Source organism: Mycobacterium sp. IS-836 (assembly GCF_001954275.1).
Classification (GTDB): Bacteria; Actinomycetota; Actinomycetes; order Mycobacteriales; family Mycobacteriaceae; genus Mycobacterium.
On record NZ_MBEU01000013.1, the window covers coordinates 68,648 to 92,976 of the forward strand.

The 24,329-nt window shown below is 67.9% G+C and carries 20 protein-coding genes, 1 tRNA gene and 1 pseudogene; 10 read left to right on the forward strand and 12 right to left on the reverse strand.

Annotated elements, in window-relative coordinates; translation table 11 throughout:
* Positions 1-55 precede the first annotated feature (55 nt).
* From A5747_RS06670 to A5747_RS06690, 5 genes and pseudogenes are all read right to left on the reverse strand, one after another.
* Positions 56-667 carry an LpqN/LpqT family lipoprotein gene (locus A5747_RS06670; RefSeq protein WP_369805013.1) on the reverse strand — a complete coding sequence of 204 codons (612 nt, stop codon included), beginning with the start codon at positions 665-667 and terminating at the stop codon, positions 56-58.
* Between the two features lie 41 nt (positions 668-708).
* Positions 709-1,065, reverse strand: a complete 357-nt coding sequence (gene arsC / locus A5747_RS06675; protein ID WP_076122869.1) for an arsenate reductase (glutaredoxin) — start codon at positions 1,063-1,065, stop codon at positions 709-711.
* Positions 1,066-2,046, reverse strand: a complete 981-nt coding sequence (locus A5747_RS06680) for a ribose-phosphate diphosphokinase (protein WP_076060142.1) — start codon at positions 2,044-2,046, stop codon at positions 1,066-1,068.
* Positions 2,047-2,143: 97 nt separating this feature from the next.
* Positions 2,144-3,627, reverse strand: a pseudogene (gene glmU, locus A5747_RS06685) (bifunctional UDP-N-acetylglucosamine diphosphorylase/glucosamine-1-phosphate N-acetyltransferase GlmU).
* 89 nt (positions 3,628-3,716) lie between these two features.
* Positions 3,717-3,788 (reverse strand) — tRNA-Gln (locus A5747_RS06690).
* 171 nt (positions 3,789-3,959) lie between these two features.
* Here A5747_RS06690 and A5747_RS06695 point away from each other — a divergent pair.
* A complete protein-coding gene (locus A5747_RS06695; RefSeq protein ID WP_139329783.1) occupies positions 3,960-4,553 on the forward strand; it encodes a TetR/AcrR family transcriptional regulator in 594 nt (197 codons plus the stop codon).
* A gap of 6 nt (positions 4,554-4,559) precedes the next feature.
* Here A5747_RS06695 and A5747_RS06700 read toward each other — a convergent pair whose 3' ends face one another.
* From A5747_RS06700 to A5747_RS06710, 3 genes are read right to left on the reverse strand one after another with little or no spacing between them, the layout of a single operon-like run.
* On the reverse strand, positions 4,560-5,453 hold the full coding sequence (locus A5747_RS06700; protein ID WP_076246030.1) for an SDR family oxidoreductase: 894 nt from the start codon (positions 5,451-5,453) through the stop codon (positions 4,560-4,562).
* Between the two features lie 20 nt (positions 5,454-5,473).
* Positions 5,474-6,511, reverse strand: coding sequence for a TIGR03617 family F420-dependent LLM class oxidoreductase (locus A5747_RS06705; protein ID WP_076122895.1), 1,038 nt, complete (start codon positions 6,509-6,511; stop codon positions 5,474-5,476).
* A gap of 17 nt (positions 6,512-6,528) precedes the next feature.
* A complete protein-coding gene (locus A5747_RS06710; protein ID WP_076122896.1) occupies positions 6,529-7,134 on the reverse strand; it encodes a TetR/AcrR family transcriptional regulator in 606 nt (201 codons plus the stop codon).
* Between the two features lie 81 nt (positions 7,135-7,215).
* On the opposite strand from A5747_RS06710, the gene A5747_RS06715 reads away from it, so the two are divergent.
* Positions 7,216-8,466, forward strand: a complete 1,251-nt coding sequence (locus A5747_RS06715) for a sulfotransferase (protein ID WP_076122871.1) — start codon at positions 7,216-7,218, stop codon at positions 8,464-8,466.
* Positions 8,463-9,623 carry a DUF1214 domain-containing protein gene (locus tag A5747_RS06720; RefSeq protein ID WP_076122872.1) on the forward strand — a complete coding sequence of 387 codons (1,161 nt, stop codon included), beginning with the start codon at positions 8,463-8,465 and terminating at the stop codon, positions 9,621-9,623. Before A5747_RS06715 ends, A5747_RS06720 begins: the two co-directional genes overlap by 4 nt.
* A 10-nt stretch (positions 9,624-9,633) precedes the next feature.
* On the opposite strand, the gene lysA is transcribed toward A5747_RS06720, so the two are convergent.
* Positions 9,634-10,974, reverse strand: a complete 1,341-nt coding sequence (lysA, locus tag A5747_RS06725; protein ID WP_076122873.1) for a diaminopimelate decarboxylase — start codon at positions 10,972-10,974, stop codon at positions 9,634-9,636.
* Between the two features lie 119 nt (positions 10,975-11,093).
* On the opposite strand from lysA, the gene mfd reads away from it, so the two are divergent.
* From mfd to A5747_RS06760, 7 genes are all read left to right on the forward strand, one after another.
* Positions 11,094-14,765 carry a transcription-repair coupling factor gene (gene mfd / locus A5747_RS06730; RefSeq protein ID WP_198938139.1) on the forward strand — a complete coding sequence of 1,224 codons (3,672 nt, stop codon included), beginning with the start codon at positions 11,094-11,096 and terminating at the stop codon, positions 14,763-14,765.
* On the forward strand, positions 14,762-15,814 hold the full coding sequence (locus tag A5747_RS06735; protein ID WP_083667305.1) for a nucleoside triphosphate pyrophosphohydrolase: 1,053 nt from the start codon (positions 14,762-14,764) through the stop codon (positions 15,812-15,814). The genes mfd and A5747_RS06735 overlap by 4 nt, the downstream gene beginning before the upstream one ends.
* A gap of 83 nt (positions 15,815-15,897) precedes the next feature.
* Positions 15,898-16,635 (forward strand): lytic transglycosylase domain-containing protein, encoded by a 738-nt coding sequence (locus A5747_RS06740; RefSeq protein ID WP_076122897.1) that lies wholly within the window; start codon positions 15,898-15,900, stop codon positions 16,633-16,635.
* Between the two features lie 70 nt (positions 16,636-16,705).
* Entirely contained in the window at positions 16,706-18,010 is a 1,305-nt protein-coding gene (gene eno / locus A5747_RS06745) for a phosphopyruvate hydratase (RefSeq protein WP_076122875.1), read from the forward strand.
* On the forward strand, positions 18,007-18,588 hold the full coding sequence (locus A5747_RS06750) for a septum formation initiator family protein (RefSeq protein WP_076122876.1): 582 nt from the start codon (positions 18,007-18,009) through the stop codon (positions 18,586-18,588). The genes eno and A5747_RS06750 overlap by 4 nt, the downstream gene beginning before the upstream one ends.
* Positions 18,581-19,069: a DUF501 domain-containing protein gene (locus A5747_RS06755; RefSeq protein ID WP_076122877.1), complete on the forward strand. Its 489-nt coding sequence runs from the start codon at positions 18,581-18,583 to the stop codon at positions 19,067-19,069. Before A5747_RS06750 ends, A5747_RS06755 begins: the two co-directional genes overlap by 8 nt.
* Positions 19,063-20,007 (forward strand): Ppx/GppA phosphatase family protein, encoded by a 945-nt coding sequence (locus tag A5747_RS06760; RefSeq protein ID WP_076122878.1) that lies wholly within the window; start codon positions 19,063-19,065, stop codon positions 20,005-20,007. The genes A5747_RS06755 and A5747_RS06760 overlap by 7 nt, the downstream gene beginning before the upstream one ends.
* Before the next feature lie 174 nt (positions 20,008-20,181).
* On the opposite strand, the gene A5747_RS06765 is transcribed toward A5747_RS06760, so the two are convergent.
* From A5747_RS06765 to A5747_RS06775, 3 genes are read right to left on the reverse strand one after another with little or no spacing between them, the layout of a single operon-like run.
* Positions 20,182-20,862 (reverse strand): response regulator, encoded by a 681-nt coding sequence (locus tag A5747_RS06765; protein WP_076122879.1) that lies wholly within the window; start codon positions 20,860-20,862, stop codon positions 20,182-20,184.
* Positions 20,859-23,435, reverse strand: coding sequence for a sensor histidine kinase KdpD (locus A5747_RS06770; RefSeq protein WP_076122880.1), 2,577 nt, complete (start codon positions 23,433-23,435; stop codon positions 20,859-20,861). Before A5747_RS06770 ends, A5747_RS06765 begins: the two co-directional genes overlap by 4 nt.
* 12 nt (positions 23,436-23,447) lie before the next feature.
* Positions 23,448-24,329, reverse strand: a complete 882-nt coding sequence (locus A5747_RS06775; protein ID WP_076122881.1) for a potassium-transporting ATPase subunit C — start codon at positions 24,327-24,329, stop codon at positions 23,448-23,450.

The following is a 24,329-nucleotide window of genomic DNA, read 5'->3' on the forward strand; positions in this document are numbered from 1 at the left end:
CGTGAGGGCTGCCATGGCGGCAATCTCGGTGACCTCGGACGAGGCCCGGCGTCCGCTATTTTGCGGCGACGACGAATCCGTGGATGATCGCCTCGATGTCGGTCGACTGCGCCACCGCCTCGCCGGCCAGGTCAGTGATGGTCAGCTGAACCAGGTATCGCTGGGCGGCGGGTGGCGATCCGGTCGGGATGACGATCCGGTTCCAGCTATGCAGCCGCGTGCCCTCGAGGTCGTAGCTGCCCTGGATCATCGACGAGGGAAATCCGTTGAAGGGCGCGGTCGACGCGTCGAGTTGGTGGAAGTTCTGGAACAGCTGGGCATCGTCGTTGCCGTGCTTGACGACCTGGGCCGGGTCGAAATCCCCGCGCAGCTTGAACACCACCAGCCTCGCCGTCGGATACTTACCGCCCTTGGAGATCATCACCGTCTCGGGCGTGATCTTCTTCGGATCGCTGAACGGCGACCAGCCCGGTGGCGTCGGTATCGACACGGTCAGATCGGTCAGGCTGCCTGGCGCCACCTGCTGCCCGGTGACACCGATGCTTTCCAGATACTTCGACAGCGGGACCGGCTTGCTGGTCGTCGTGGTGGTGGTAGCGGTCGTCGACGTCGTTCCCAACACCGACGAGTAGTCCGGGGGTTTCGGGGCGCACGCGGCCAGCGTCAGCGCGACTAGCGCGGCCCCGGCCGCGACCGTGCAGCGAGAGGTCACAGAACCTCGCGGACCGCGTCGATCGGCCGGGCCAGCCGGGTCCCCTTCGGCGTGACGACAAACGGCCGTTCGATCAGGATGGGATGCTCGGCCATGGCGTCGAGCAGCTCGTCGTCGCTCGCGTCGGCGAGGTTGAGCTCGGCGTAAAGCGGTTCCCGCTTGCGCACCGCGGTGCGCACATCGATGCCGGCGTCGCGGATCATGCGAACCAGTTCGTCCCGGGACGGCGGCGTTTTCAGATATTGGACGATGGTGGGCTCAAAGCCGTTGTCCCGCAGCAGATCCAGCGTCTTGCGCGAGGTGCTGCACTTGGGATTGTGGTAGATGACCGCGTTGTGTGAACCGGAAGCCATCTAGGCGTCTCCGTCGAATAGCCCTGTGACTGAGCCATTTTCGAAGACGGCGCGAATGGTGCTGGCCAGCAGCGGCGCGATCGACAAAACCGTGAGCTGCGGAAAACGTTTCTCCTCGCCGATCGGCAAGGTGTTCGTCACGATCACCTCGCGCGCGCCGCACGCGGCCAGCCGCTCGGCGGCCGGGTCCGACAGCACACCGTGAGTCGCGGCGATGATCACGTCACTGGCGCCGTCGTCGCGCAACAGCTGCACCGCGCCGGCGATGGTGCCACCGGTGTCGATCATGTCGTCGATCAGGACGCAGGTCCGGCCTTCGACCTCGCCGACGACGCGGTTCGACACCACCTGGTTGGGCACGCGCGGGTCGCGGGTCTTGTGAATGAAGGCCAGCGGAACGCCGCCCAGCGCGTCGGCCCATTTCTCGGCGATGCGCACTCGGCCGGAGTCGGGAGACACCACGACCATGTTGCTGTCTGGGTAGTTGTCCCGGATGTAGCCGGTCAGCAGGTTCTGTCCGCGCATGTGGTCGACCGGCCCGTCGAAGAAACCCTGGATCTGGTCCGTGTGCAGGTCGACGGTCACGATCCGGTCGGCGCCCGCCGTCTTGAGCAGGTCGGCGACCAGCCGCGCCGAAATGGGTTCGCGGCCCCGGTGCTTCTTGTCCTGGCGAGCGTAGGGGTAGAACGGCATGACGGCGGTGATCCGCTTGGCGCTACCGCGCTTGAGCGCGTCGATCATGATCAGCTGTTCCATCAGCCAGTCGTTGACCGGCGCCGGATGGGATTGCAGGACGAACGCGTCGCAGCCACGCACCGATTCGTGGAAGCGCACGAAGATCTCACCGTTGGCGAACTCCCGCGCGGTCTGCGCGGTGACGTGGACGTCGAGCTCTTTGGCTACCTGCTCGGCCAGCTCCGGATGCGCGCGGCCGGAGAAGAGCATCAGGTTTTTGCGGTTATCGGTCCAGTCGTGGCTCACCGTGCTGCCCTCGGGGTATCGGGATCGAGATAGCGAATTGAAGGCCCCATCGTATGCGAAGGGTCTGGATGGGTTGCCGCATTGCCACGCAGTGGGCTCACGGCGCCCGATCCGGGTCGGGTGGGGCGGGGGCTGGTCGGCGGCTTTTTCCGCGGCTTCGGCGGCCTGGGCCGCCGCGCTGCCCGGCCGCTTGCGCTTCACCCAGTTCTCGATGTTGCGCTGCGGTCCCGCCGAAACGGCCAGCGCGCCCGGCGGGACGTCGTCGCGCACGACCGTGCCGGCGCCGGTGTAGGCCCCGTCGCCGACGGTCACCGGCGCCACGAACATGGTGTCCGAGCCGGTGCGCACGTGCGAGCCGATGGTGGTGCGGGACTTGGATTCGCCGTCGTAGTTGACGAACACGCTGGACGCGCCGATGTTGCTGTGCTCGCCGATGTCGGCGTCGCCGACGTAGGTCAGATGCGGAACCTTGGTGCCCGCGCCGATGGTGGAGTTCTTGGTCTCGACGAACGCGCCCAGCTTGCCGTCGGCCCCCAACACCGTGCCGGGGCGTAGGTAGGTGTACGGGCCGACCGTCGCGCCACCGCCGATCGACGACGACGAGCCATGGGTGCGCACCACGGATGCGCCGTCACCCACCGTGACGTCGGTCAACGTGGTGTCCGGGCCGACGACGCAGCCGGCGCCGATCTGCGTCTGCCCGAGCAACTGCGTCCCGGGGTGGACGACCGTGTCGCGGCCGATCGTCACGTCGACGTCGATCCAGGTGGTCGTCGGATCGACCACGGTCACGCCGGCCATCTGGTGGGCGGCGACGATCCGGCGGTTCAGCTCGGCGCCCAGCTCGGCCAGCTGGACACGGTTGTTGACGCCGGCCACCAGCGCGCTGTCGTCGACGTGCTGCGCAAGGATCGACCGGCCGTCCCCGCGCAGGATGGCGATGACGTCGGTGAGGTAGAGCTCGCGTTGCGCGTTGTCGGAGCTCAGGCGACCCAGAGCCGACCGCAATGCGGCGACGTCGAATGCGTACACACCGGCGTTGACCTCGCGGATCTCGCGCTGCGAGTCGGTCGCGTCGGCATGTTCGACGATCGCCATCACCTCGTTGTCCTGGGTGCGCAGGATGCGGCCGTAGCCGAAAGGTTCGCTCAGCGTGGTGGTCAGCACGGTCACCGCGGCCGACGCCGCGTTGTGCGTCGCTATCAGGCCGGCCAGGGTGTCGGAGTCCAGCAGGGGGGTATCGCCGGAGGTGACGACGACGATGCCGGCGTAGTCGTCGGGCAGCGCGGACAGCCCGCAGAGCACCGCATGGCCGGTACCGAGAGGTCGATCCTGCAGCGCGACGTCGATCGGGCGCCCGAGCCGCTCGGCCAGTTCGGCGACCAGCGGCGCGATGCGCTGGTGCTCGTGGCCGAGCACGACGACCAGGCGCTGGGGTGCCACCTTGGCGACCGCGTGCAGCGAGTGGGCCAACATGCTGCGGCCGGCGATCGTATGCAGCACCTTCGGGGTGTCCGACCGCATCCTGGTGCCGGGCCCGGCCGCCAAGACCAGGACCGCGGTGTCACCACCAGACGACATGGATCCCCTTTCGACGCGAGCGAGCATGTTTGTCCGCCGACACGCCGTCAAGCGTGTCATTTCATGCACGCTCGTGGCAAAGAACCGTGCTCCGTCGCCAGGACTCGAACCTGAACTTTCTGAACCAAAATCAGAGGTGCTGCCGATTACACCACGACGGATTGCCCACTGCGGCGGCTGCCGGAACGATCGCCGACCGCGCCACCAAGACTCTAAACGTTACCGGGGCCGACGGCGGCCCCAGGCAAAGTCATACAACTTCACCTGCGCAAACCGATACCCTGAAGGACGTGGCTGCCCCGGATAAAGAAGTGCGGGCCCCGCGCGCCAGGATGACCGGCAGCGCGCGCCGGCACCAACTCATCGGTATCGCGCGCCAGCTGTTCGCCGAACGCGGCTACGAGGGCGCCTCGATCGAGGAGATCGCGCAGCGCGCCAATGTGTCCAAGCCCGTCGTCTACGAGCATTTCGGCGGCAAAGAGGGCCTGTACGCCGTGGTGGTCGACCGCGAGATGTCGGCGCTGCTCGACGGCATCACCTCGTCGCTGACCAACAACCGGTCCCGCGTTCGGGTCGAGCGGGTCGCGCTGGCATTGCTCACGTACGTCGAGGAGCGCACCGACGGCTTCCGGATCATGATCCGCGACTCGCCCGCCGCGATCAGCTCGGGCACCTATTCCAGCCTGCTCAACGACGCCGTCAGCCAGGTCAGCTCGATCCTGGCCGGCGACTTCGCCCGCCGCGGCCTGGACCCGGATCTGGCGCCGCTCTACGCCCAGGCGTTGGTCGGCTCGGTGTCGATGACGGCCCAGTGGTGGCTCGACACCCGCGAGCCCAAGAAGGAAGTGGTCGCCGCGCATCTGGTCAACCTGATGTGGAACGGCCTGACCCATCTGGAAGCTGATCCCAAGCTGCAAGACGAGTAGCGCTCGCTAGGGCCGCACCCCGTCGAGGAAGTTGTTCAGGGCGTGCTTGCCGATTTCTCGTATGCCCAGGGGGCGCGGAAGCAGGCGGGTCACGACGAACATCATCCGCCGGTTCGGGGCGCCTACTTGCATGCTGGGTCGCTTGCCCAGATACAGGACGGCCTCTTCGACGTTTTCCTCGGGCGTATTGATGAGGCTGCCCCTGGCCCGGGCGACGTCGAGCGCCTCGGCGGCCCCCGGCGAACTCGTCAGCCCGGCCATGCATGCCAACACGTGCACGTTGTCGGGTTTCAGTTCGTACCAGAGCCCTTCGGCGAGGATGATGTTGTATGCCCTCGTCGCGCCGTAGTGCGTGTAGTAGGGGCTGCCGATCAATCCCGTGCCGCTACTCATGAGGACAATGCCGCCGCGACGGCGCGCCTTCATCAGTGCCCCGTAGTGGTAGGTCAGCCCAAACGGACTGCAGCAGTTGACGTTTATCCGCCGCCGCTCGAATTCGAGGTCGTCTGCGAAGAATCCGCCCACGGTGGCCAGGGCGGCATTGGATACCAGCAGCCCGATTTCGCGGTCGCCGACGGCCGCGACGATGTTTTCCACCGCATCGGGCGCCCCGAGGTCCTGTGAGATGGTGAGTACCTCGACGCCGAACCGTGTCACCAGTTCTTGCCGCTTCTTCTCCAGTTTCTCGGGGTCGCGGGCGACGATCGCGACCGACAAGCCTTGGGCCGCAGCGTAATCCGCCCAGGCGCCGCCGATGCCCTCGCTGGCGCCGGACACGAGCGCCCAGGGCCCGTACTGCCCGGCGAAGTTCGCCGGGGCGCGGCGGGCCAGTGGACTGTGCGAGTGCCACTGCCTGGCGACGAGTGATTTCAGCGCCCGAGCCGGTTGAGTTGCGTTCATTCGTACCTTCCTGGGGTGGGTCACGCGACCGTCAGCGTGGGAATGGCCTGGAGGCGATCGACCAGCATCGCCAGCGCGTCGTCGGGCATCCCGTCGGCGACCGGCAGGCTCAGGCCGGTGCACGCGCCGGAGTACCAGCGCTCGAGCACGGCGGGAATTTCGTCGTAGGTGCCTTGCGGCACAACCTGATCCATCACCTCGTCGGTCAGGTGCTTGTGCAGTTCGCTCCATTCGTTCCGGCGCGCCATGCCGGTGAGCGCTTCGCCGATCTCGGCGAAGCCGAAGTGTTCGAGCTGTCGGCGGTAGGCGGGCGTGCTGTAGAGAAAGGCCAGCTCGGATCGCCGGGGCTCGCGCAACCGCGCCAGCTCGTCGCGGGTGGCGGCCATCAGCGGTTGCGGGTTGGCCACCACCGCGAGCGGCGTCCGCGTGCGGCGGCCATTCCGGGCGCCTTCGGCCAGGGCCGGCAGCGTCTGGGTCGCGAGGATGGACGGATGCGAATTGGTGGGATGGCAGACGAAACCGTCGCAGAGTTCACCCGCCAGCAGGCACATCTTCTTGTTGACCCCGCCGGTCCAGATCTGCGGGGGCGGACACGGAATGCGGCCGGGGTTGAAATATGGCTGGAGGCGGTCGAATTGGTAGAACCGTCCGGCGTAGTCGAGCGGCTCGCCGGTCTGGAACGAGCGGAATATGGCGAGCACGGCTTCGACGTATTCGCGCAGCCGCAGTGCCGGCTGCGACCACGGGACCGAGAACCGTCCGACGATGTTGCCGCGGACCTGGGAGGCCAGACCGAGCTGGAAGCGTCCGCCGGAGTACTTGGCGAGATCCCATGCCGCGTAGGCGGTGATCATGGGGCTGCGCGGAAACGCCAGCGCCATGCTCGTCCGGACGGTCAGCCGCGTCGTATTGGCCAAAGCCATTGCCGCGACCGTGAATGCGTCGTGGATGGTCTCGGATACATGGATGACCCCGAAGCCGACGCGCTCCATGCGTGCGGCCCAGGGACCGATCTCGCCCAAGCCCAGCTGGGCCGGCGCGGAGGCCACGACTTCCATGGGTGGCCCGCCGGCGGTCATCGGGTCATGCCCCTGACGATGAGCGTGGTGTTGTGCTCGAGCCAGGCGTCGTCGAGCGTGCGTTCGGTGGCCATCGACATCATGGCGGTGCCGCCGATCATGTCCATCAGCAGACGCGCGTCGATACCGTCGGCCGCCAAACCCTGGGCGGCGGCGTCGTCGAGATACTGCTGTAGGCGTTCGTAGGTGCTGCCCTGCAGGCGATCCAGCAGCCGCGCCGACAAGCCCGGCTCGGAGGGCAGCTCGGCCGTCAGACCCGACACCGCGCTGTGCACGGCCGGGCGGCTAAACAGGTTGATCGATCCTTCGAGCAGGCCGCGCACGACCGTCCGCAGATCACCGGTCAACGGCAACTCCTCGCGCGGGGTCGGGGGAAACACCGCCGCGAAGACGAGTTCGATCTTCGTGGGGAAACGGCGGTACACGGCCGGCGGCGTGGCCCCGGCGCGCGCCGCCACCACGGGAATGGTCAGCCGGGCATAGCCGATCTCCTCGAGGAGCTCGTTGGTCGCGCGCAGTACCGCATCGTCGATGCGCGAATCGCGGGGCCGCCCCTGAGGCTTGGCCTCACGGCGCCCGGATTCGAACGACGTTGACTCCATTACGTTCAGATCGTAATGTTTTGTGAGGCCGGTCACAACCGTGCATTACGCGTATCCGCTCAACGGTGAGGAACGCCCGCCATGGCCATCGAGGCACCACCCAGACCGCTTCCGTTTCGGATACTCAACGGCGCCTATCGCGGCGCCCGCGGCCTGGGCGCTCACCCCCTGCCGCTGCGCAAGTACGCGCTGATGGACAGGGCGAGCCGGAAAGCCGGCGGCCTGACCGACTTCGGCGATCCCCGCTTCGAGGAAGGCTTGGACCGGCTCATCGAGTCGATCAACACCGAAGACAGGCTCAACGGCTTCGGTCGCATCCTGGCCACGACGCACCTCACCAACCTGTTGCGCCAGCGGCTGCTGGTGATGGACCACATCCGCCGGAACCCCGCGATCCGCGACGAGGTCGTCGCCAAACCGGTCTTTCTGGTCGGGGCGCCGCGCACCGGCACGACGATCACCCATCACCTGTTGAGCCAGGATGATCGTTTCCGCTTCCCCCTCACCTGGGAGTGCGACGAGCTGCACCCACCGCTGGATCCCGCCACCATGCGCACCGACCCGCGGATCGCCCGCAGCGAAAAGCAGATCCGCCGCAGCCTGGCGCTGGCCCCCGATCTCGATGCGGCGCACCCGATCGGCGCGTGGGAAGCGCAGGAATGCGCGCTGCTGCACGCCTATGCCTTTGCCAGCGAGACGTTCCACGTCATGTTCAATTGCCAGGGCTACGACCGGTGGCTGGCAGGACAGGACCGCACCTGGGTCTACCAGGAGGAGAAGCTGCTCCTGCAGTACATGCAGAGCGGCGGTCTGCGGCCCCGGGAGGGCTGGCTGCTCAAGACCCCGCCACACATGGCCAACATCGACAAGATCCTCGCCGTCTTCCCCGATGCCCGCTTCGTCACCACGTACCGCGAACCCACCGAAGTCATCGCGTCGAGCTGCAAGTTGTCCGGCACCGTGTTCGCGATGGTGCAGGACGGCGTCGACTGGCACGACCACGGCCGTTACATGCGCTGGCGCGCCGGGGGATTGCTCGCCCGCAACGTCGAACTGCGACGCCAATTCGCCGACCGGTCAGCGCAATTCATCGATTTTTCGATGGACCGCATGGTTCGCAATCCGCTGGCGTGCGTCAAGGAGATCTATGACCACTTCGGCATCGAACTCACCGCCGAGGTTCAGCGGAAGATGCGTACGTTCATGGACCAGCGCGGCGCCACCCGCAAGCCCAACATCTACCGGGCCGAGGACTATGGGCTCGACATTCCGACGCTCTGGCCCGAATTCCAGTACTACCGGGACTTTTACGGAATCGAGGACGCGCCATGACCGAACAGCCGAATGATGTGTTGCGGGCGGCGTGGCGACGGTTCGGCGAACTCCACGACGACCTGCTCGACGTCGCGCTGGCGCAGGGCGACCTCGACGAGGGTTCGGCCAGTGCGCTTTTGGGGCATCTGATCGGCCATATTCAATACATGGGGCTGCAATTGCGTAGCGACCCGGCGCGCCCAACGCTGATCAACGCCCAGTACGCGCCGTGGAACTGGGGTCACTCCAACCCCGACACGCTGTACCTGTCGGCGCGGATCGACGACGCGCACGACTACCGGGTGTACGGCACGTTGGGTTCGGTCGCGCAGACCACCTTCGGTGTCTACGCCGGCAAGGACGACCAGGCCCGCGCGGTCAAGACGCAGTCCGAGGATTTACAGATTGGTCCGGACGGATCCTTCGAAATCTACTTCAGCCGCCGGAAGATGGGCGATACCAACTGGTTTGAGCTTCCGCCCGGCGCCGAATCCTTCTGCTGCTACCAAACCTACGGCGACTGGCAGCGCCAGGCCAAGGGCGACATCCGCATCGAATGCCTCGATGCGCCACCGCCGGCGCACCCACCGTCGCTGGCGCAGAGCGTCGCCGAGTTCGACGAGCACCTGGCCGGGTCGCGCGACCTTTTCACCATGTGGGTCAAGGACATACCCGCGCGGGTGTTCGGAGCCCTCCCGAAGAACTTCGCCATCCCGCCGATGCAGCCGCCGTCGGCCATGGCCGGCGCGTGGTTCGTCCCCATCTCCTGGGAACTGCAGGACCGCCAGGCCCTGGTGATCGACTACCAAATCCCCAGTGGCAGCCCCTATGTCGGCATCTGCCTGACCAACCGGTGGAGCGAGATGATCGACATCGAGACACGGCAGACGAGCCTGAACCTCGCCCAGTCGCACGCCGACGGCGACCGCGTTCGGGTGCTGGTGTCCAACGAGGACGTCGGTGTGGACAATTGGCTCGACGCGCGCGGGTATCGCAGTGGGGTCGTCACCTGGCGCGCCACCGCGCCCGAGCAGCCCGCGACGCCCACCGCCACGGTGATCGACATCAACGACATCGACGGCTACTTCGGCCGATCGCGCCGCGTCACCGCCGGGCAGCGGGCGGCGGCGCTGTCGGCGCGGCAACGCCACTTCGCGGAGCGAAACGCGTTGTGACGGCGACGCTTTAGCCGCAGTCGCGCGAGAGCAGGTCGGCGATCGTCTCGCGACGGATGAGGGCGTGGGCCCGACCATCCTTGACCGCCACCACGGGCGGCCGGCAGACCAGATTGTAGTTCGACGCCATGCTGTGGTGGTAGGCGCCGGTACACGCCAAGGCCAGCAGGTCGCCGGGCGCCACGTCCGCGGGTAGCTGGATGTCGCGGGCGATTTCGTCGCCCGCCTCGCAGTGCCGGCCGGCCACGGTAACGGTGCGCTTGGCTCCGAGCGAATGCCGGTTCACCAGCGCGACCGTGTATTGGGCGCCGTACAGCGACACCCGCGGGTTGTCGCTCATGCCGCCGTCCACGGCGACGAAGGTGCGGCCACCCGGTTGCGTCTTCACCGAGCGCACCCGATACAACGTGAGACCGGCCCGCCCGCTTATAGCGCGGCCCGGTTCCACCACGACGGTCGGCCGGGGGAAGCGTTCGGCGGCGCACGCCTCGTCCAGCTCGTTCTCGATCACTCCGGCGAGCTCGTCCAGGTTCAGTTCCCGATCGCCGGAGACGTACGGGATCCCGTGGCCGCCACCGATGTTCAGCTCGGTGAGGATGACGCCGTGCCGGGTGCGGATGTCGGCCATGGCGGCGATCATCCGGTGGATGGCCTCGCCGTAGCGGGCCGCGTCGGTGACCTGCGAACCGATGTGACAGTGCAGCCCGACCAGGTCGAGGGCCGGGTGCGCCAGCACCCGCTGCACGGCCACATCGGCCCGGTCGCCGTGGAGCGTGAAGCCGAACTTCTGGTCACTGATGCCTGTGGTCACCGCCCGGTGCCCGTGGATGTCGACGTCGGGCGTCACCCGGATCAGCACGCGCTGGCGTCGTCGCGTCAGGCCGGCCAGGTAGGCGATCTCCATGGCCGAATCCAGCACGATGCGCCCGACCCCGACACGTACCGCCTCGCGCAACTCGTCGGGCGATTTCGCATTGCCGTGCATGACGATGCGGGCGGGGTCGACCCCACCGCCCAGCGCGACGGCCAGCTCGCCGCCCGAGCAGACGTCGATCCCGAGGCCCTCTTCGCGGGCCCAGCGCGCCACCGCCGTCGTCAGCAGTGACTTTCCGGCGTAGACAACCTCGACACCGCGCAGCGCCTTGCGGTAGCGGCGGGCGCGGTGCCGAAAATCGGTCTCGTCGATGACGTACGCCGGGGTGTGGAATTCGTCGGCGATATCGGTCAGTGCCACCCCGCCGACGCACAGCCGGCCCTCCTCGTCGGAACGCGTGGTGAACGGCCAGATCGCGGGATCGAACCGCACCGGTGCCGCCTGACCCAGAGACGGCAGGATGTCGATCAATGTCATGGCTTCAAAGTGCGCCCATGCGGGGCCGGGTGCCGCTTTCTTGACGATCCTTTGACGGCGTCGGGCGCAATCTTCACGAAATTCGGCGGCTCCGATCGGCCCCTAGAATGGGCCTCATCATGACCGCACCGGGGCCTGCTTGCCCAGAAACCCCGATCGCGGGGCTCGTCGAATTGGCGCTGACGGCGCCCACTTTCCAGCAGCTCATCGAGGGCGCGTCCGCACGACCCGCGGAATTGAGCATGGTCGGCCCGGCCAGCGCCCGGTTGTTTGTCACCAGCGCGCTGATACGGGTCGGTCCTTTGCTGGTGGTTACCGCCACCGGGCGCGAAGCCGACGACCTGGCCGCCGAACTGGCGGGCGTGTTCGGCGACGCGGTCGCCGTCTTCCCGTCCTGGGAGACGCTGCCGCACGAACGGCTCTCGCCCGGCGTCGACACCGTCGGCACCCGCCTGATGGTGCTGCGCCGGCTGGCCCATCCCGACGACGCGAGGCTGGGGCCGCCCCTGCAGGTGGTGGTGACGACGGTCCGATCACTGCTGCAGCCGATGACGCCACAGCTGGGCTTCGTGGAACCGGTCACATTGAGCGTCGGCCAGGAAGTCGAATTCGAGAGCGTGGTGAGCCGGCTGGTCGAGCTGGCCTACACCCGGGTGGACATGGTCGGCCGGCGCGGCGAATTCGCCGTCCGCGGAGGGATTCTCGACGTTTTCCCGCCGACCGCCGAACACCCGGTGCGCGTGGAGTTCTGGGGCGACGAGGTCAGCGAGATCCGGATGTTCGCGGTAGCCGACCAGCGCTCGATTCCCGAGATCGAAGTCGACACGGTCGTCGCGGTCGCCTGCCGTGAGCTGCTCCTCGACGATGACGTGCGGGCGCGGGCCGCCGAACTGGCCGCACAGGCGGCAGCGAGGCTGCCGGAAGGTGGAGCCGCGATCACCGGCAGCCTCACCGACATGCTGGCGAAGCTGGCCGAGGGCATCCCCGTCGACGGCATGGAGGCGCTGCTGCCGGTGCTGCGGCCCGACGACCACGTCCTGCTGACCGACCAGCTGGCCGAGGGCACCCCGGTGCTGGTGTGCGACCCGGAGAAGGTGCGCAGCCGGGCGGCCGACCTGATCAAGACCGGCCGTGAGTTCCTCGAGGCGTCGTGGTCGGTCGCCGCCCTGGGCACCTCAGCGGCGCCCGTCGACGTCGGGCAACTCGGTGGGTCGGGCTTCGCCGAACTCGGCGACGTGGAGGCCGCGGCGGTCTCTGCCGGTCATCCCTGGTGGACGTTGAGTCAGCTGTCCGACGAGTCGGCGCTGGAGCTGGACATCCGGGCGGCGCCGTCGGCTCGTGGGCATCAACACGACATCGACAGCATCTTCGCGATGCTGCGGGCGCACGTCACGACCGGCGGGTATGCCGCGGTCGTCGCGCCCGGAACCGGGACCGCCCACCGCGTGGTGGAGCGGCTGGCCGAGTTCGATACTCCGGCCGCGATGCTGGACTGCGGCGCTGCGCCCAAGTCCGGGGTCGTCGGGGTGCTCAAGGGCCCGCTGCACGACGGCGTCGTGATTCCCGGTGCCAACCTCGTCGTCATCACCGAGACCGACCTGACCGGCAACCGCGCCACGGCCGTCGAAGGCAAACGGCTGGCAGCCAAACGGCGCAACACCGTCGACCCGCTGGCGCTCGCGGCGGGCGACCTGGTGGTGCACGATCAGCACGGCATCGGTCGGTTCGTAGAGATGGTCGAGCGCACCGTCGGCGGCGCCCGGCGTGAGTACCTGGTGCTCGAGTACGCCTCCAGCAAGCGGGGCCAGCAGGCCGACAAGCTGTATGTCCCAATGGATTCCCTGGACCAGCTGTCGCGGTATGTCGGCGGCCAGGCCCCGGCGCTGAGCCGCCTGGGCGGCAGCGACTGGGCCAACACCAAGACCAAGGCGCGCCGCGCGGTCCGGGAGATCGCCGGCGAACTGGTGTCGCTGTACGCCAAACGGCAGGCCAGCCCCGGGCACGCGTTCGGGCCGGACACCCCGTGGCAGGCCGAGATGGAGGACGCGTTCGGTTTCACCGAGACCGTCGACCAGCTCACTGCGATCACCGAGGTGAAGGCGGACATGGAAAAGCCGATTCCGATGGACCGGGTGATCTGCGGCGACGTCGGCTACGGCAAGACCGAGATCGCGGTCCGGGCTGCGTTCAAGGCGGTGCAGGACGGCAAGCAGGTCGCCGTGATGGTCCCCACCACGCTGTTGGCCGACCAGCATCTACAGACGTTCGGCGAGCGGATGGCCGGGTTCCCCGTCGTCGTCAAGGGGTTGTCCCGGTTCACCGACGCCGCGGAGTCCCGCGCCGTGATCGACGGCCTGGCCGACGGGTCGGTGGACGTCGTGATCGGCACGCATCGACTGCTGCAGACCGGAGTGCGCTGGAAGGACCTCGGGCTGGTCGTCGTCGACGAGGAGCAGCGGTTCGGGGTCGAACACAAGGAGCACATCAAGTCGCTGCGCACCCATGTCGACGTGCTCACGATGAGCGCGACCCCGATCCCGCGCACGCTGGAGATGAGCCTGGCCGGGATCCGCGAGATGTCGACGATCCTGACGCCGCCCGAAGAGCGCTACCCGGTGCTGACATACGTCGGCCCGCACGACGACAAGCAGGTCGCCGCCGCGTTGAGGCGCGAGCTGCTGCGCGACGGGCAGGCGTTCTATGTCCACAACCGGGTCAGCTCCATCGATCGGGCCGCCGCCCGGGTACGCGAGCTGGTGCCCGAGGCGCGCGTCGTCGTGGCGCACGGCCAGATGCCCGAGGACCTGCTGGAACGGACCGTTCAGGGCTTCTGGAACCGCGAATACGACATCCTCGTGTGCACCACGATCGTGGAGACCGGGCTGGACATCTCCAACGCCAACACCCTCATCGTCGAGCGCGCCGACACCTTCGGGCTCTCCCAGCTGCACCAGCTGCGGGGCCGGGTCGGCCGCAGCCGGGAACGCGGCTACGCCTACTTCCTCTATCCGCCGCACGTCCCGCTGACCGAGACGGCGTACGACCGGCTGGCGACCATCGCGCAGAACAACGAGCTGGGCGCGGGCATGGCGGTCGCGCTGAAGGACCTCGAGATCCGCGGCGCCGGCAACGTGCTGGGCGTCGAGCAGTCCGGCCACGTCGCCGGCGTCGGATTCGACCTGTATGTGCGCCTGGTGGGCGAGGCCGTCGAGGCCTACCGCGCGGCCGCCGACGGCGAGACGGTCGTCGCCCGCGAGGAGCCCAAGGATGTGCGGATCGACCTACCGGTCGACGCGCACCTGCCGCCGGATTACATCGCCAGCGACCGGCTGCGGCTGGAGGGCTACCGCCGGTTGGCCGCGGCGGCCGACGACGCGGCCATCGTCGGCGTCGTCGAGGAGCTCACCGACCGTTACGGGCCGCTGCCCGAGCCCGCCCAGCGGCTGGTCGCGGTGGCGCGGCTGCGGCTGCTGTGCCGCGCCGCCGGCATCACCGAAGTGTCGGCCGCCTCCGCGGCGACGGTGCGGCTGTCGCCGATAACGCTGCTAGATTCGGCTCAGGTGCGGCTCAAGCGGATGTATCCGGGGGCGCACTACCGGGCCACCACCGCCACCGTCCAGGTTCCGATTCCGCGAGCCGGGGGTGTCGGTGCGCCACGCATCCGCGATGTCGAGCTGGTCCAGATGGCGGCCAACGTGGTGACGGCGCTGCAAGGCAAACCACAGATAGAGATTGGTATAACGGGTGCGTCACCAGCGCCGATGTCCGGGGAGGAGCGACAGGCGAGATGATTGTCGTCTTGTTCGACCCCCGCCGCCCGTCGCTGGTTCCCGTCGAAGCGATCGAGCACCTCGCCGGCGAGGTGCAGTACACCGAGGAGATGCCTGTCGCGGTGCCCTGGTCGTTGCCGGGTGCGCGCCCGGTCGACACCGGGGACGACGCCCCGGTGTTGCTGTCGTCCGACCCCGACCACCCCGCCGTCACCGCGCGGTTGGCCGCCGGGGCGCGGCTGATTTCAGCGCCCGACACTCCGCGCGGCGAACGGCTCGTCGACGCCGTCGCGATGATGGACAAGCTGCGCACCGCCGGGCCGTGGGAAAGCGAGCAAACGCACGACTCGTTGCGCAGATTCCTGCTGGAGGAGACCTACGAGTTGCTCGACGCGGTCCGCAGTGGCAACGCCGACCAGCTGCGCGAAGAGCTCGGCGACGTGTTGCTGCAGGTCCTCTTCCACGCCCGCATCGCCGAGGACGCGCCGCAGCATTCCTTCACCATCGACGACGTCGCCGTGACATTGATGCGAAAGCTCGGCAACCGGGTGCCGGGTGTGCTTGCGGGACAATCCATTTCGCTGGAGGACCAGCTGGCTCAGTGGGAAGAGCGCAAGGCGGCCGAAAAACCGCGGAACTCGGTGATGGACGACGTCCATACCGGGCAGCCGTCACTGGCGTTGGCGCAGAAGGTCATTCAGCGCGCGGAGAAGGCCGGGTTCCCGGCCGACCTGATCCCCGCCGAGATCACCGCGATCGAGGTGTCGGCGGGTATCGACGCGGAAAGCTCGTTGCGCACGGCCGTTTTGGAGTTCGTCGACACCGTCCGCGCCGTCGAGAAGTCGATAGCCGCCACCCGCCGCGGGGACAGCGTCCCCGAGGAGTTCGATGTGGCGCCGCTGGGCGAGATCACCGACGAAGAGTGGCGCGCACACTGGCCCGTCGCGGGGCCGGAACTCGAGGCGGTGCAGCCGGCCGGCGGCGATGGGGCCGGCGACAAGGCCGACGAGCCCGCGGCCGCGGGCAAGGGGACCGGCAAGGGCTCGAAGAAGCGCGGTGGCCGCCGCTGAGCCCGTTCAGACTTTTCAGTCCCAAAACTCATGGGACGATGATTATGGGCGAAGTTGGTGCAGGCGAGCTTAAGGGGAGCGTGGTGTCGCCGAGGCGTTGGTTGCGCGCGGCCGCTGTGATCGGCGCGACCGCGATGCTCATGGCCTCCAGCTGCACCTGGCAGCTCAGCCTCTTCATTCCCGACGGCGTGCCGCCGCCGGCCGGCGATGCGGTGCCACCGGTGAACACCCACGCCAGCGGCCGGCCCGCCGACCAGTTGCGGGAATGGGCGCAGCAACGGTCGGCCGCGATGGAGATTCCGGTCATCGCGCTGGAGGCCTACGCCTATGCCGCCCGGGTCGCCGAGGTCGAGAACCCCAAGTGCCATATCGCGTGGACCACGCTGGCGGGCATCGGGCAGGTGGAGAGCCATCACGGCACGTACCGGGGTGCGACGCTGGCGCCCAACGGCGATGTGAGCCCCCCAATTCGGGGTGTTCGACTGGACGGCAGCGGCGGCACCCTGCGCATCGTCGACAGCGAGGAAGATACGCGTGGCTCGGATGATGGGGTCGGGGTGGTGCGCGCGATGGGGCCGATGCAGTTCATTCCGGAGACGTGGCGGTTGTACGGGGTCGACGCCCACAACGACGGTCGCGTCAGCCCGGACAACATCGATGACGCAGCTCTCGCGGCGGCGGGCTATTTGTGTTGGCGCGGAAAGGATCTCGCCACACCCCGCGGGTGGATAACCGCGCTGCGCGCGTACAACAACTCCGGCATCTACGCGCGGGCCGTTCGGGACTGGGCGACCGCCTACGCATCGGGACACCCGCTGTAGCAGGATGTATCGCTGACCCAGGCTTTACGCTAAAGGCGGCCGTCATCAGCTAACACGCAAGGAGAACCCAGTGCCGATTATCGAGCAGGTCGGGGCCCGCGAGATCCTCGATTCTCGCGGTAACCCGACGGTCGAGGTCGAGATAGCTCTGATCGACGGGACGTTTGCCCGCGCGGCGGTGCCGTCCGGCGCATCGACCGGCGAGCACGAGGCCGTGGAGCTGCGCGACGGCGGCGAGCGCTACGGCGGCAAGGGCGTGCAGAAGGCGGTGCAGGCCGTGCTGGACGAGATCGCCCCGGCCGTCATCGGACTCAACGCCGACGATCAGCGGTTGGTCGACCAGGCATTGGTGGACCTCGACGGCACCCCGGACAAGTCCCGGCTCGGCGGCAACGCGATCCTGGGCGTCTCGCTAGCCGTCGCCAAGGCGGCCGCCGATTCCGCCGAGCTGCCGCTGTTCCGCTATCTCGGCGGCCCCAACGCGCACATCCTGCCGGTGCCGATGATGAACATCCTCAACGGCGGCGCGCACGCCGACACCGCCGTCGACATTCAGGAATTCATGGTGGCGCCGATCGGCGCGTCGCATTTCGGTGAGGCGCTGCGCTGGGGCGCCGAGGTGTACCACGCGCTCAAATCCGTACTGAAGAAACAGGGGCTTTCTACCGGGCTGGGCGACGAAGGCGGTTTCGCTCCCGACGTGGCCGGAACCACCGCGGCGCTCGACCTGATCAGCACGGCCATCGAAGCGGCGGGCTTGAAACCCGGCGTCGACGTGGCCTTGGCGCTCGACGCCGCCGCCACCGAGTTCTACACCGACGGGACCGGCTACGCCTTCGAGGGCAGCACCCGCAGCGCCGAGCAGATGACGGAGTTCTACGCCGGCCTGCTCGGCTCCTATCCGCTGGTATCCATCGAAGACCCGCTCTCCGAAGATGATTGGGACGGCTGGGCCGCCCTGACTGCGTCGATCGGCGACCGGGTGCAAATCGTCGGCGACGACATCTTCGTCACCAATCCCGAGCGCCTCGAGGAGGGCATCGACAAGGGAGTGGCAAATGCGTTGCTGGTCAAGGTGAACCAAATCGGGACGCTGACCGAGACGCTGGACGCCGTCGTGCTGGCCCACCACAGCGGCTACCGCACGATGATGAGCCACCGCAGTGGCGAGACCGAAGACACCACCATCGCCGATCTGGCGGTGGCGGTCGGCAGCGGTCAGATCAAGACGGGCGCACCCGCCCGCAGCGAGCGCGTCGCCAAATACAATCAGCTGCTGCGCATCGAGGAAGCGCTCGGCGACGCCGCCCGCTACGCCGGCGATCTGGCTTTCCCACGATTCGCGCTCGATTCGAAACAGGTCGAAATAGCTTGACGCCCAAGCCCGATCCGAAGCGCCGCTCCCCGGCATCACGCCCGGGCAAAGCCGGCGATCCGGCTCGGCGCCGTCGCTCCACCAAGACCGTGCGTGAGCACGTCGTCGAACCCATCAAGCGGCAGCTCGCCGAATCGGTCGAGCAGAGGTCGGACCAGCGGCTGGGATTCACCGCGCGACGGGCGGCGGTGCTCGCCGCGGTGATCTGCGTGTTGACCCTGACCATCGCGGGCCCGGTACGCACCTACTTCGCGCAACGCACCGAGATGAATCAGTTGTCCGCGAGCGAAGCCGCGCTGCGGCGCCAGATCGCCGACCTCGAGCAGAAGAAGGTCAAGCTCGGTGACCCGGCCTACATCGCGGCGCAGGCCCGCGAGCGCCTGGGCTTCGTGAAGCCGGGCGACATCCCATTCCAGGTCCAGCTCCCGCCGTCGGCGGCGACGCCGCAGCCGGGATCCGATACGGCCAAACCCGCCAGCGGCGACCCGTGGTACACGGCGCTGTGGCACACCATCGCCGACGCCCCGCACCTGCCACCGTCCAACACCCCACCCATCCCAACGGCGCCCGGTGGTTGATCGTGCGGACCTGGAAGCGGTGGCGCGCCAGCTCGGCCGCGAGCCACGCGGGGTCCTGGAGATCGCATATCGCTGCCCCAACGGCGAACCCGGCGTGGTGAAGACGGCGCCGAAACTTCCTGACGGCACACCATTTCCGACGTTGTACTACCTGACGCACCCAGTGCTCACCGCCGCAGCGAGCAGGCTGGAGACGACGGGGTTGATGCACGACATGACCGAGCGATTGAAGCTCGAACCCGAGTTGGCGGCGGCTTATCGGCGCGCGCACGAGTCGTATCTGGCCGAGCGTGACGCGATCGAGCCGCTGGGGACGGACTTCTCCGCCGGAGGCATGCCGGACCGGGTCAAGTGCCTGCACGTGCTGATCGCGCATTCGCTGGCCAAGGGGCCGGGGGTGAATCCGCTCGGCGATGAGGCGCTGGCGATGCTGGCCGGCGAGCCGGCGATGGCACCCGTGTTGGTGGCGGGTCAGTGGTGAGCCGGCTCGCCGCTATCGACTGCGGTACCAACTCAATTCGGTTGCTGATCGCCGATGCCGGCGGCGGCCGGCTGCGCGATGTGCATCGCGAGACGCGGATCGTGCGGTTAGGTCAGGGCGTGGACGCGACGGGCGAGTTCGCACCGGAAGCTATTGCCCGGACCCGGTCCGCGTTAACCGATTACGCTGCGTTGCTCAAAGAGCACGGCGTCGAGCGGGTGCGGATGGTGGCGACGTCGGCCGCGCGCGATGTGGCCAATCGCGATGTGTTTTTCGCGATGACGGCCGACGTGCTGGGCCCGGTGCTCCCTGGCGCCGTCGCGGAGGTCATCACCGGAGCCGACGAGGCCGAGCTGTCATTCCGAGGTGCGGTCGGCGAATTGGACAGCGCGCGAGGGCCTTTCGTCGTGGTCGACCTGGGTGGGGGTTCCACCGAAATCGTGGTCGGCGGGGAGGAAGTGATCGCCAGCTATTCGGCCGACATCGGTTGTGTCCGGCTGACGGAACGCTGCCTGCACTCCGACCCGCCCACACCGGAGGAAGTGACGGCGGCCCGCCAGGTGGTGCGTGAGCGGCTCGACGTCGCGCTGCGCACGGTGCCCGTCGATGGCGCCCGGACGTGGGTTGGGTTGGCCGGCACGATGACCACGCTGTCCGCGCTGGCCCACAACATGACGACGTATGACTCTGCGGCCATTCACCTTTCGCGTGTCGCCGGCCACGATCTGCAACGGGTCTGCGATCGGCTGATCGGCATGACGCGAGCGCAGCGCGCGGCACTGCCGCCGATGCACGAGGGCCGCGCCGACGTGATCGGGGGTGGCGCGATCGTGGTCGAGGAACTGGCGCGCGAGCTGCGCGCCCGGGCGGGTATCGATGAGCTGACCGTCAGCGAGCACGACATCCTGGACGGCATCGTGCTGTCGATCGCCGGCTGAGTCACATCCGCCACACTGCTAACCGCGCGGAGGCGACACACGTTCTGCCCGCCTCATAGCGACAACTCCGTCGATGTCGTATCCGGCTTAGTCGCGGGCGGGCAGCCAAATTGTCGCTGTGAGGTGGGCACAAAGCCAGCCAGCTTCCGGAGAGGCGTATGTTGCGGATGCGATTCAGGCCTCGAAGCGATAGCCCATGCCCGACTCGGTCAACAGATGTTTGGGATGTGACGGGTCGTCCTCGAGCTTGCGGCGCAGCTGCGCCAGATACACACGCAGGTAATGGGTTTCGGTGGCATACGCCGGGCCCCAAACCTCCTTCAGCAGTTCCTCACGCCCGACCAACTTGCCGCGGTTGCGGACCAGCACCTCGAGCATGCCCCATTCGGTCGGGGTCAAATGCACTTCGACCCCGTCTTTGGTGACCTTCTTGGCGGCCAGGTCGACGGTGAACGCGTCGGTTTCCACGACAGGCTCGTCCATTTCCGACGCCGCGGCGTTGCGGCGGACAGCGGCGCGCAGCCGGGCCAGGAACTCGTCCATCCCAAACGGTTTCGTCACGTAGTCGTCGGCGCCGGCGTCCAGCGCCTCGACCTTGTCCGACGAATCCGTGCGCGCGGATAGGACGATCACCGGCGCCGTGAGCCAGCCGCGCAGGCCACCCAGCACCTCGATGCCGGAGATGTCGGGCAGGCCCAGGTCGAGGATCACCACGTCGGGCTTGTGCTCGGCGGCGGCGCGCAGCGCACCCGCACCGGTCGCCGCTGTGACGACCTCGTAGCCTCGCACGGACAAGTTGATTCGCAGCGCCCGCAGGATGTGCGGCTCGTCGTCGATCACCAACACCCGGGTCATCGCGCGCCAATCTGCTGCGGTGCGGCGAGGTCCACCACGACGGTCAGGCCGCCGCCGGGGGTATCGCCGGCCGCGATGGTGCCACCCATGGCCTCGACGAAGCCGCGTGCCACCGACATGCCCAGGCCCACCCCGGTGGTGTTGTCGTGGTCGCCGAGGCGCTGGAACGCTTCGAAGATCTGATCCTCGGCCCCGTGCGGGATTCCGGGGCCCTCGTCGATGACGTTGATCAGGACGCGATCGCCCACCTGTCCGGCGTTGACCCTGACGATGCTGTTGGGCGCGTAGCGCAGCGCGTTGTCGATCAGGTTGGCAAGCACCCGTTCCAGCAGCCCGGCGTCGGCCATCAGCACGGCGTCACCGACGTCGACCTTGACGCGATCGATGGCGGGCCGGTAAAAGCCGGTGGCGCCCTTGCCGATGCTGACCAAAGCGCGCTGCACCGTCTCCTCGAGATACACCCGGTGCAGGTCCGGTCGAACCACGCCGGCGGCCAGGCGCGAGGAGTCGAGCAGGTTGCCGACCAACGCGGTCAGCTGGTCGACGGACTCCTCGATGGTGGCCAGCAATTCGGCGGTGTCCTGCGCCGAGAAGGCGACGTCCTCGGCGCGCAAGCTGGATACCGCGACCTTGGCCGCTGCCAGCGGCGTGCGCAGATCGTGACTGACCGCCGAGAGCAGGGAGCGGCGTAGCTCGTCGGCCCGCACGATCGCCTCGGTCCGGCTGGCTTCTTCGGCGAGCTCGCGCTGCCGGATCAGACCCGCGGCTTGTTTGGCCACCGCGGTGAGCACCCGGCGGTCGCGTGCCGAGAGCTTCCGGCCGGCCATCAGCATCCAAAACTCGTCGTCGCCGACCTCGATCGCGGTGTCAGCGGAATCCACGCTCGCACAAGGGTCTTTGCCCACGCAGGCGACCACGTGGCTCTTCTTTCCGCTGGCGCGCTCCTCCTCGCCGGGCTCGCGTAGCATGCTGACCGCGCGCTGTGAGTACGTCTCGCGCACCCGTTCGAGCAGGGTCTCGAGGTCCGCGCCGCGCAGCACCGATCCCGCGAACAGCGTCAGCAGCTCGGCCTCTTGGGACGCGCGCCGCGCTTCTCGCGCACGATTGGCCGCGAAGTTCACCAGGACCGCGACGGCGACCGCGATCAGCAGCAGCACCAACTCGGTGATCGCGCTGTTGGGTTCGGCGATGGTGAAGCTGTGTCGCGGAGCTATCAGGTAGTAGTTCAGCAGCAACCCGGAGAGCACCGCCGAAAGTGCCGCCGGGGCAACACCTCCGAGTAGGCCCACCAACAGCACCCCGACGAAGAACAACGCGCTCTCCCCGCCGGTGTCCAGATAGGGGTCCAGCATGGTCACCGTGACCGCGCAGATGGCCGACGGGATGATGAACGCTGCGAGCCAGGACGCGACTTGTCGCTCGTGTGGCGCGAGCGACCCAATGTGCAAGCCGCGCTTGGATTCCTCGTGCGTGACCATGTGCACGTCGATCTTTCCGGACCGTTCGACGATCGTCTGGCCGATGCCCTCCTCGAAGATGCGCGCCCACCGGGGGCGGCGGGAGGTGCCGATCACCAGCTGAGTGGCGTTGTTCTCGCGGGCGAAATCCAGTAGGGCCGTGGGCACGTCGTCACCGACCACGGTATGCAGGGAAGCGTCCAAGCTGCTCGCCAGCTCGCGAATCTTGGCCATCTTGCGGTCGGACACGCCAGCCAGCCCGTCGCCACGGATGACGTGCACCACCATCAGCTCGGCGCTGGATTTCGAAGCGATCCGCGATGCGCGCCGAACCAACGTCTCGGATTCCGGACCACCGGTTACGGCCACGACCACCCGTTCGCGCGCTTCCCACAGGTCGGTGATCTTGTTCTCGGCGCGGTACTTTGCCAGCGCGGTGTCCACCTGGTCGGCCAGCCACAGTAGCGCCAATTCGCGTAGGGCCGTGAGGTTTCCGCGCCGGAAGTAGTTGGACAGGGCCGCGTCGATCCGTGCCGGGGCGTAGACGTTGCCGTGGGATAGCCTGCGCCGCAGCGCCTCCGGGGTGATGTCGATGAGTTCGACCTGCGAGGCCTCCCGCACGATGGAGTCCGGTATCGTTTCCTGCTGTTGGATGCCCGTGATCTGGGCGACGACGTCGTTGAGACTTTCCAGGTGCTGGATGTTGACCGTGGAGATCACGGTGATACCCGCGTCGAGCAGTTCCTCGACGTCCTGCCAGCGCTTGTGATTCTTGCTGCCCGGTGTGTTGGTGTGGGCGAGTTCGTCGACGAGGACTACCTGCGGATGCCGCGCCAGCACGGCGGGCACGTCGAGTTCGGGGAAGCTCCCGCCGCGGTATTCGACATAGTGCGGCGGGATGACCTCGATGCCCTCAATCAGCTCAGCGGTTTTCGCCCGTCCATGGGTCTCCACGACGGCCGCCACCAGGTCGGTGCCGCGCTCCAACCGCCGGTGCGCCTCTCCCAGCATCGCGTACGTTTTGCCCACACCCGGGGCCGCACCGAGGTAGATGCGTAGCTCCCCGCGCTTGGCAGGTTGGCCCGGGAGGCCGACGTCGCTCACGTCAACCATCATCCCCCCATGGCGCTAACTGGTGACCGGATACTTGTGATCGAGTTGCAGGTTGAGTTCCAGCACGTTCACGCACGGCTCGCCGAAGAAGCCAAGGGTGCGGCCGTCGCGGTACTGCGCGAGGACCTCACGTATCTGGTCCGGGGACACATGGCGGGCCTTGGCGACGCGGGCGACCTGGATGTCGGCGTATGCCGGTGAGATGTTCGGATCCAGGCCGCTGCCGCTGGCGGTGACGGCGTCGGCCGGCACCCGCGGATCCGCCGGTGCGGCCCCGCGAATGGGCACGATCTGGCCGATCGAGTAGTCCTCGCCGGACTTCGCGCACTCGACCCGAACGCCTTCGTAGAAGTCCAGGAAAGGGTGGGGCGTCGTGCCGCACGGCTCGTTGACGCTCACGACTCGGGTGGGGTGCGTGACATAGCCGCGCGAATCGCGGGGACCGATCACCGACAGGACGGCCCCGACGCCGCCGCCGGTGCAGAACGGACGCGATCCGTCGACGCCTTCGAGTTGGCCGATCGATGCACTGCGGGAACACACCTGCGTCAGCAGGCTGGGCTTGGCCGGATCCATGTCGACTACGCTTTCGGGACCCAGGTTGCTGCCGCCGCTCGACGTCGGGTCATACCCGTTGCTGCCCGCGGCCGATGGCCGACTCTGAAAGTACTGCGGCAGCGGGTTGCCGGACGAGTCGGTGAACGACTGGCCAATCAGCTTGCTGCCGACCGGTTTGCCGCCCGCGGTGACGATCGAGCCCTGCGCCTTGTCGTGCAACCCGGGAATCGAAGCCACCAACCAAATCAGCAGCGGATAGCCGAAACCGAGCAGCACGGTGAACACGAGCAGCGCGCGCAGCGCGGCCCAATGTTGGCGAATCACGTTCCCAAATTTCAT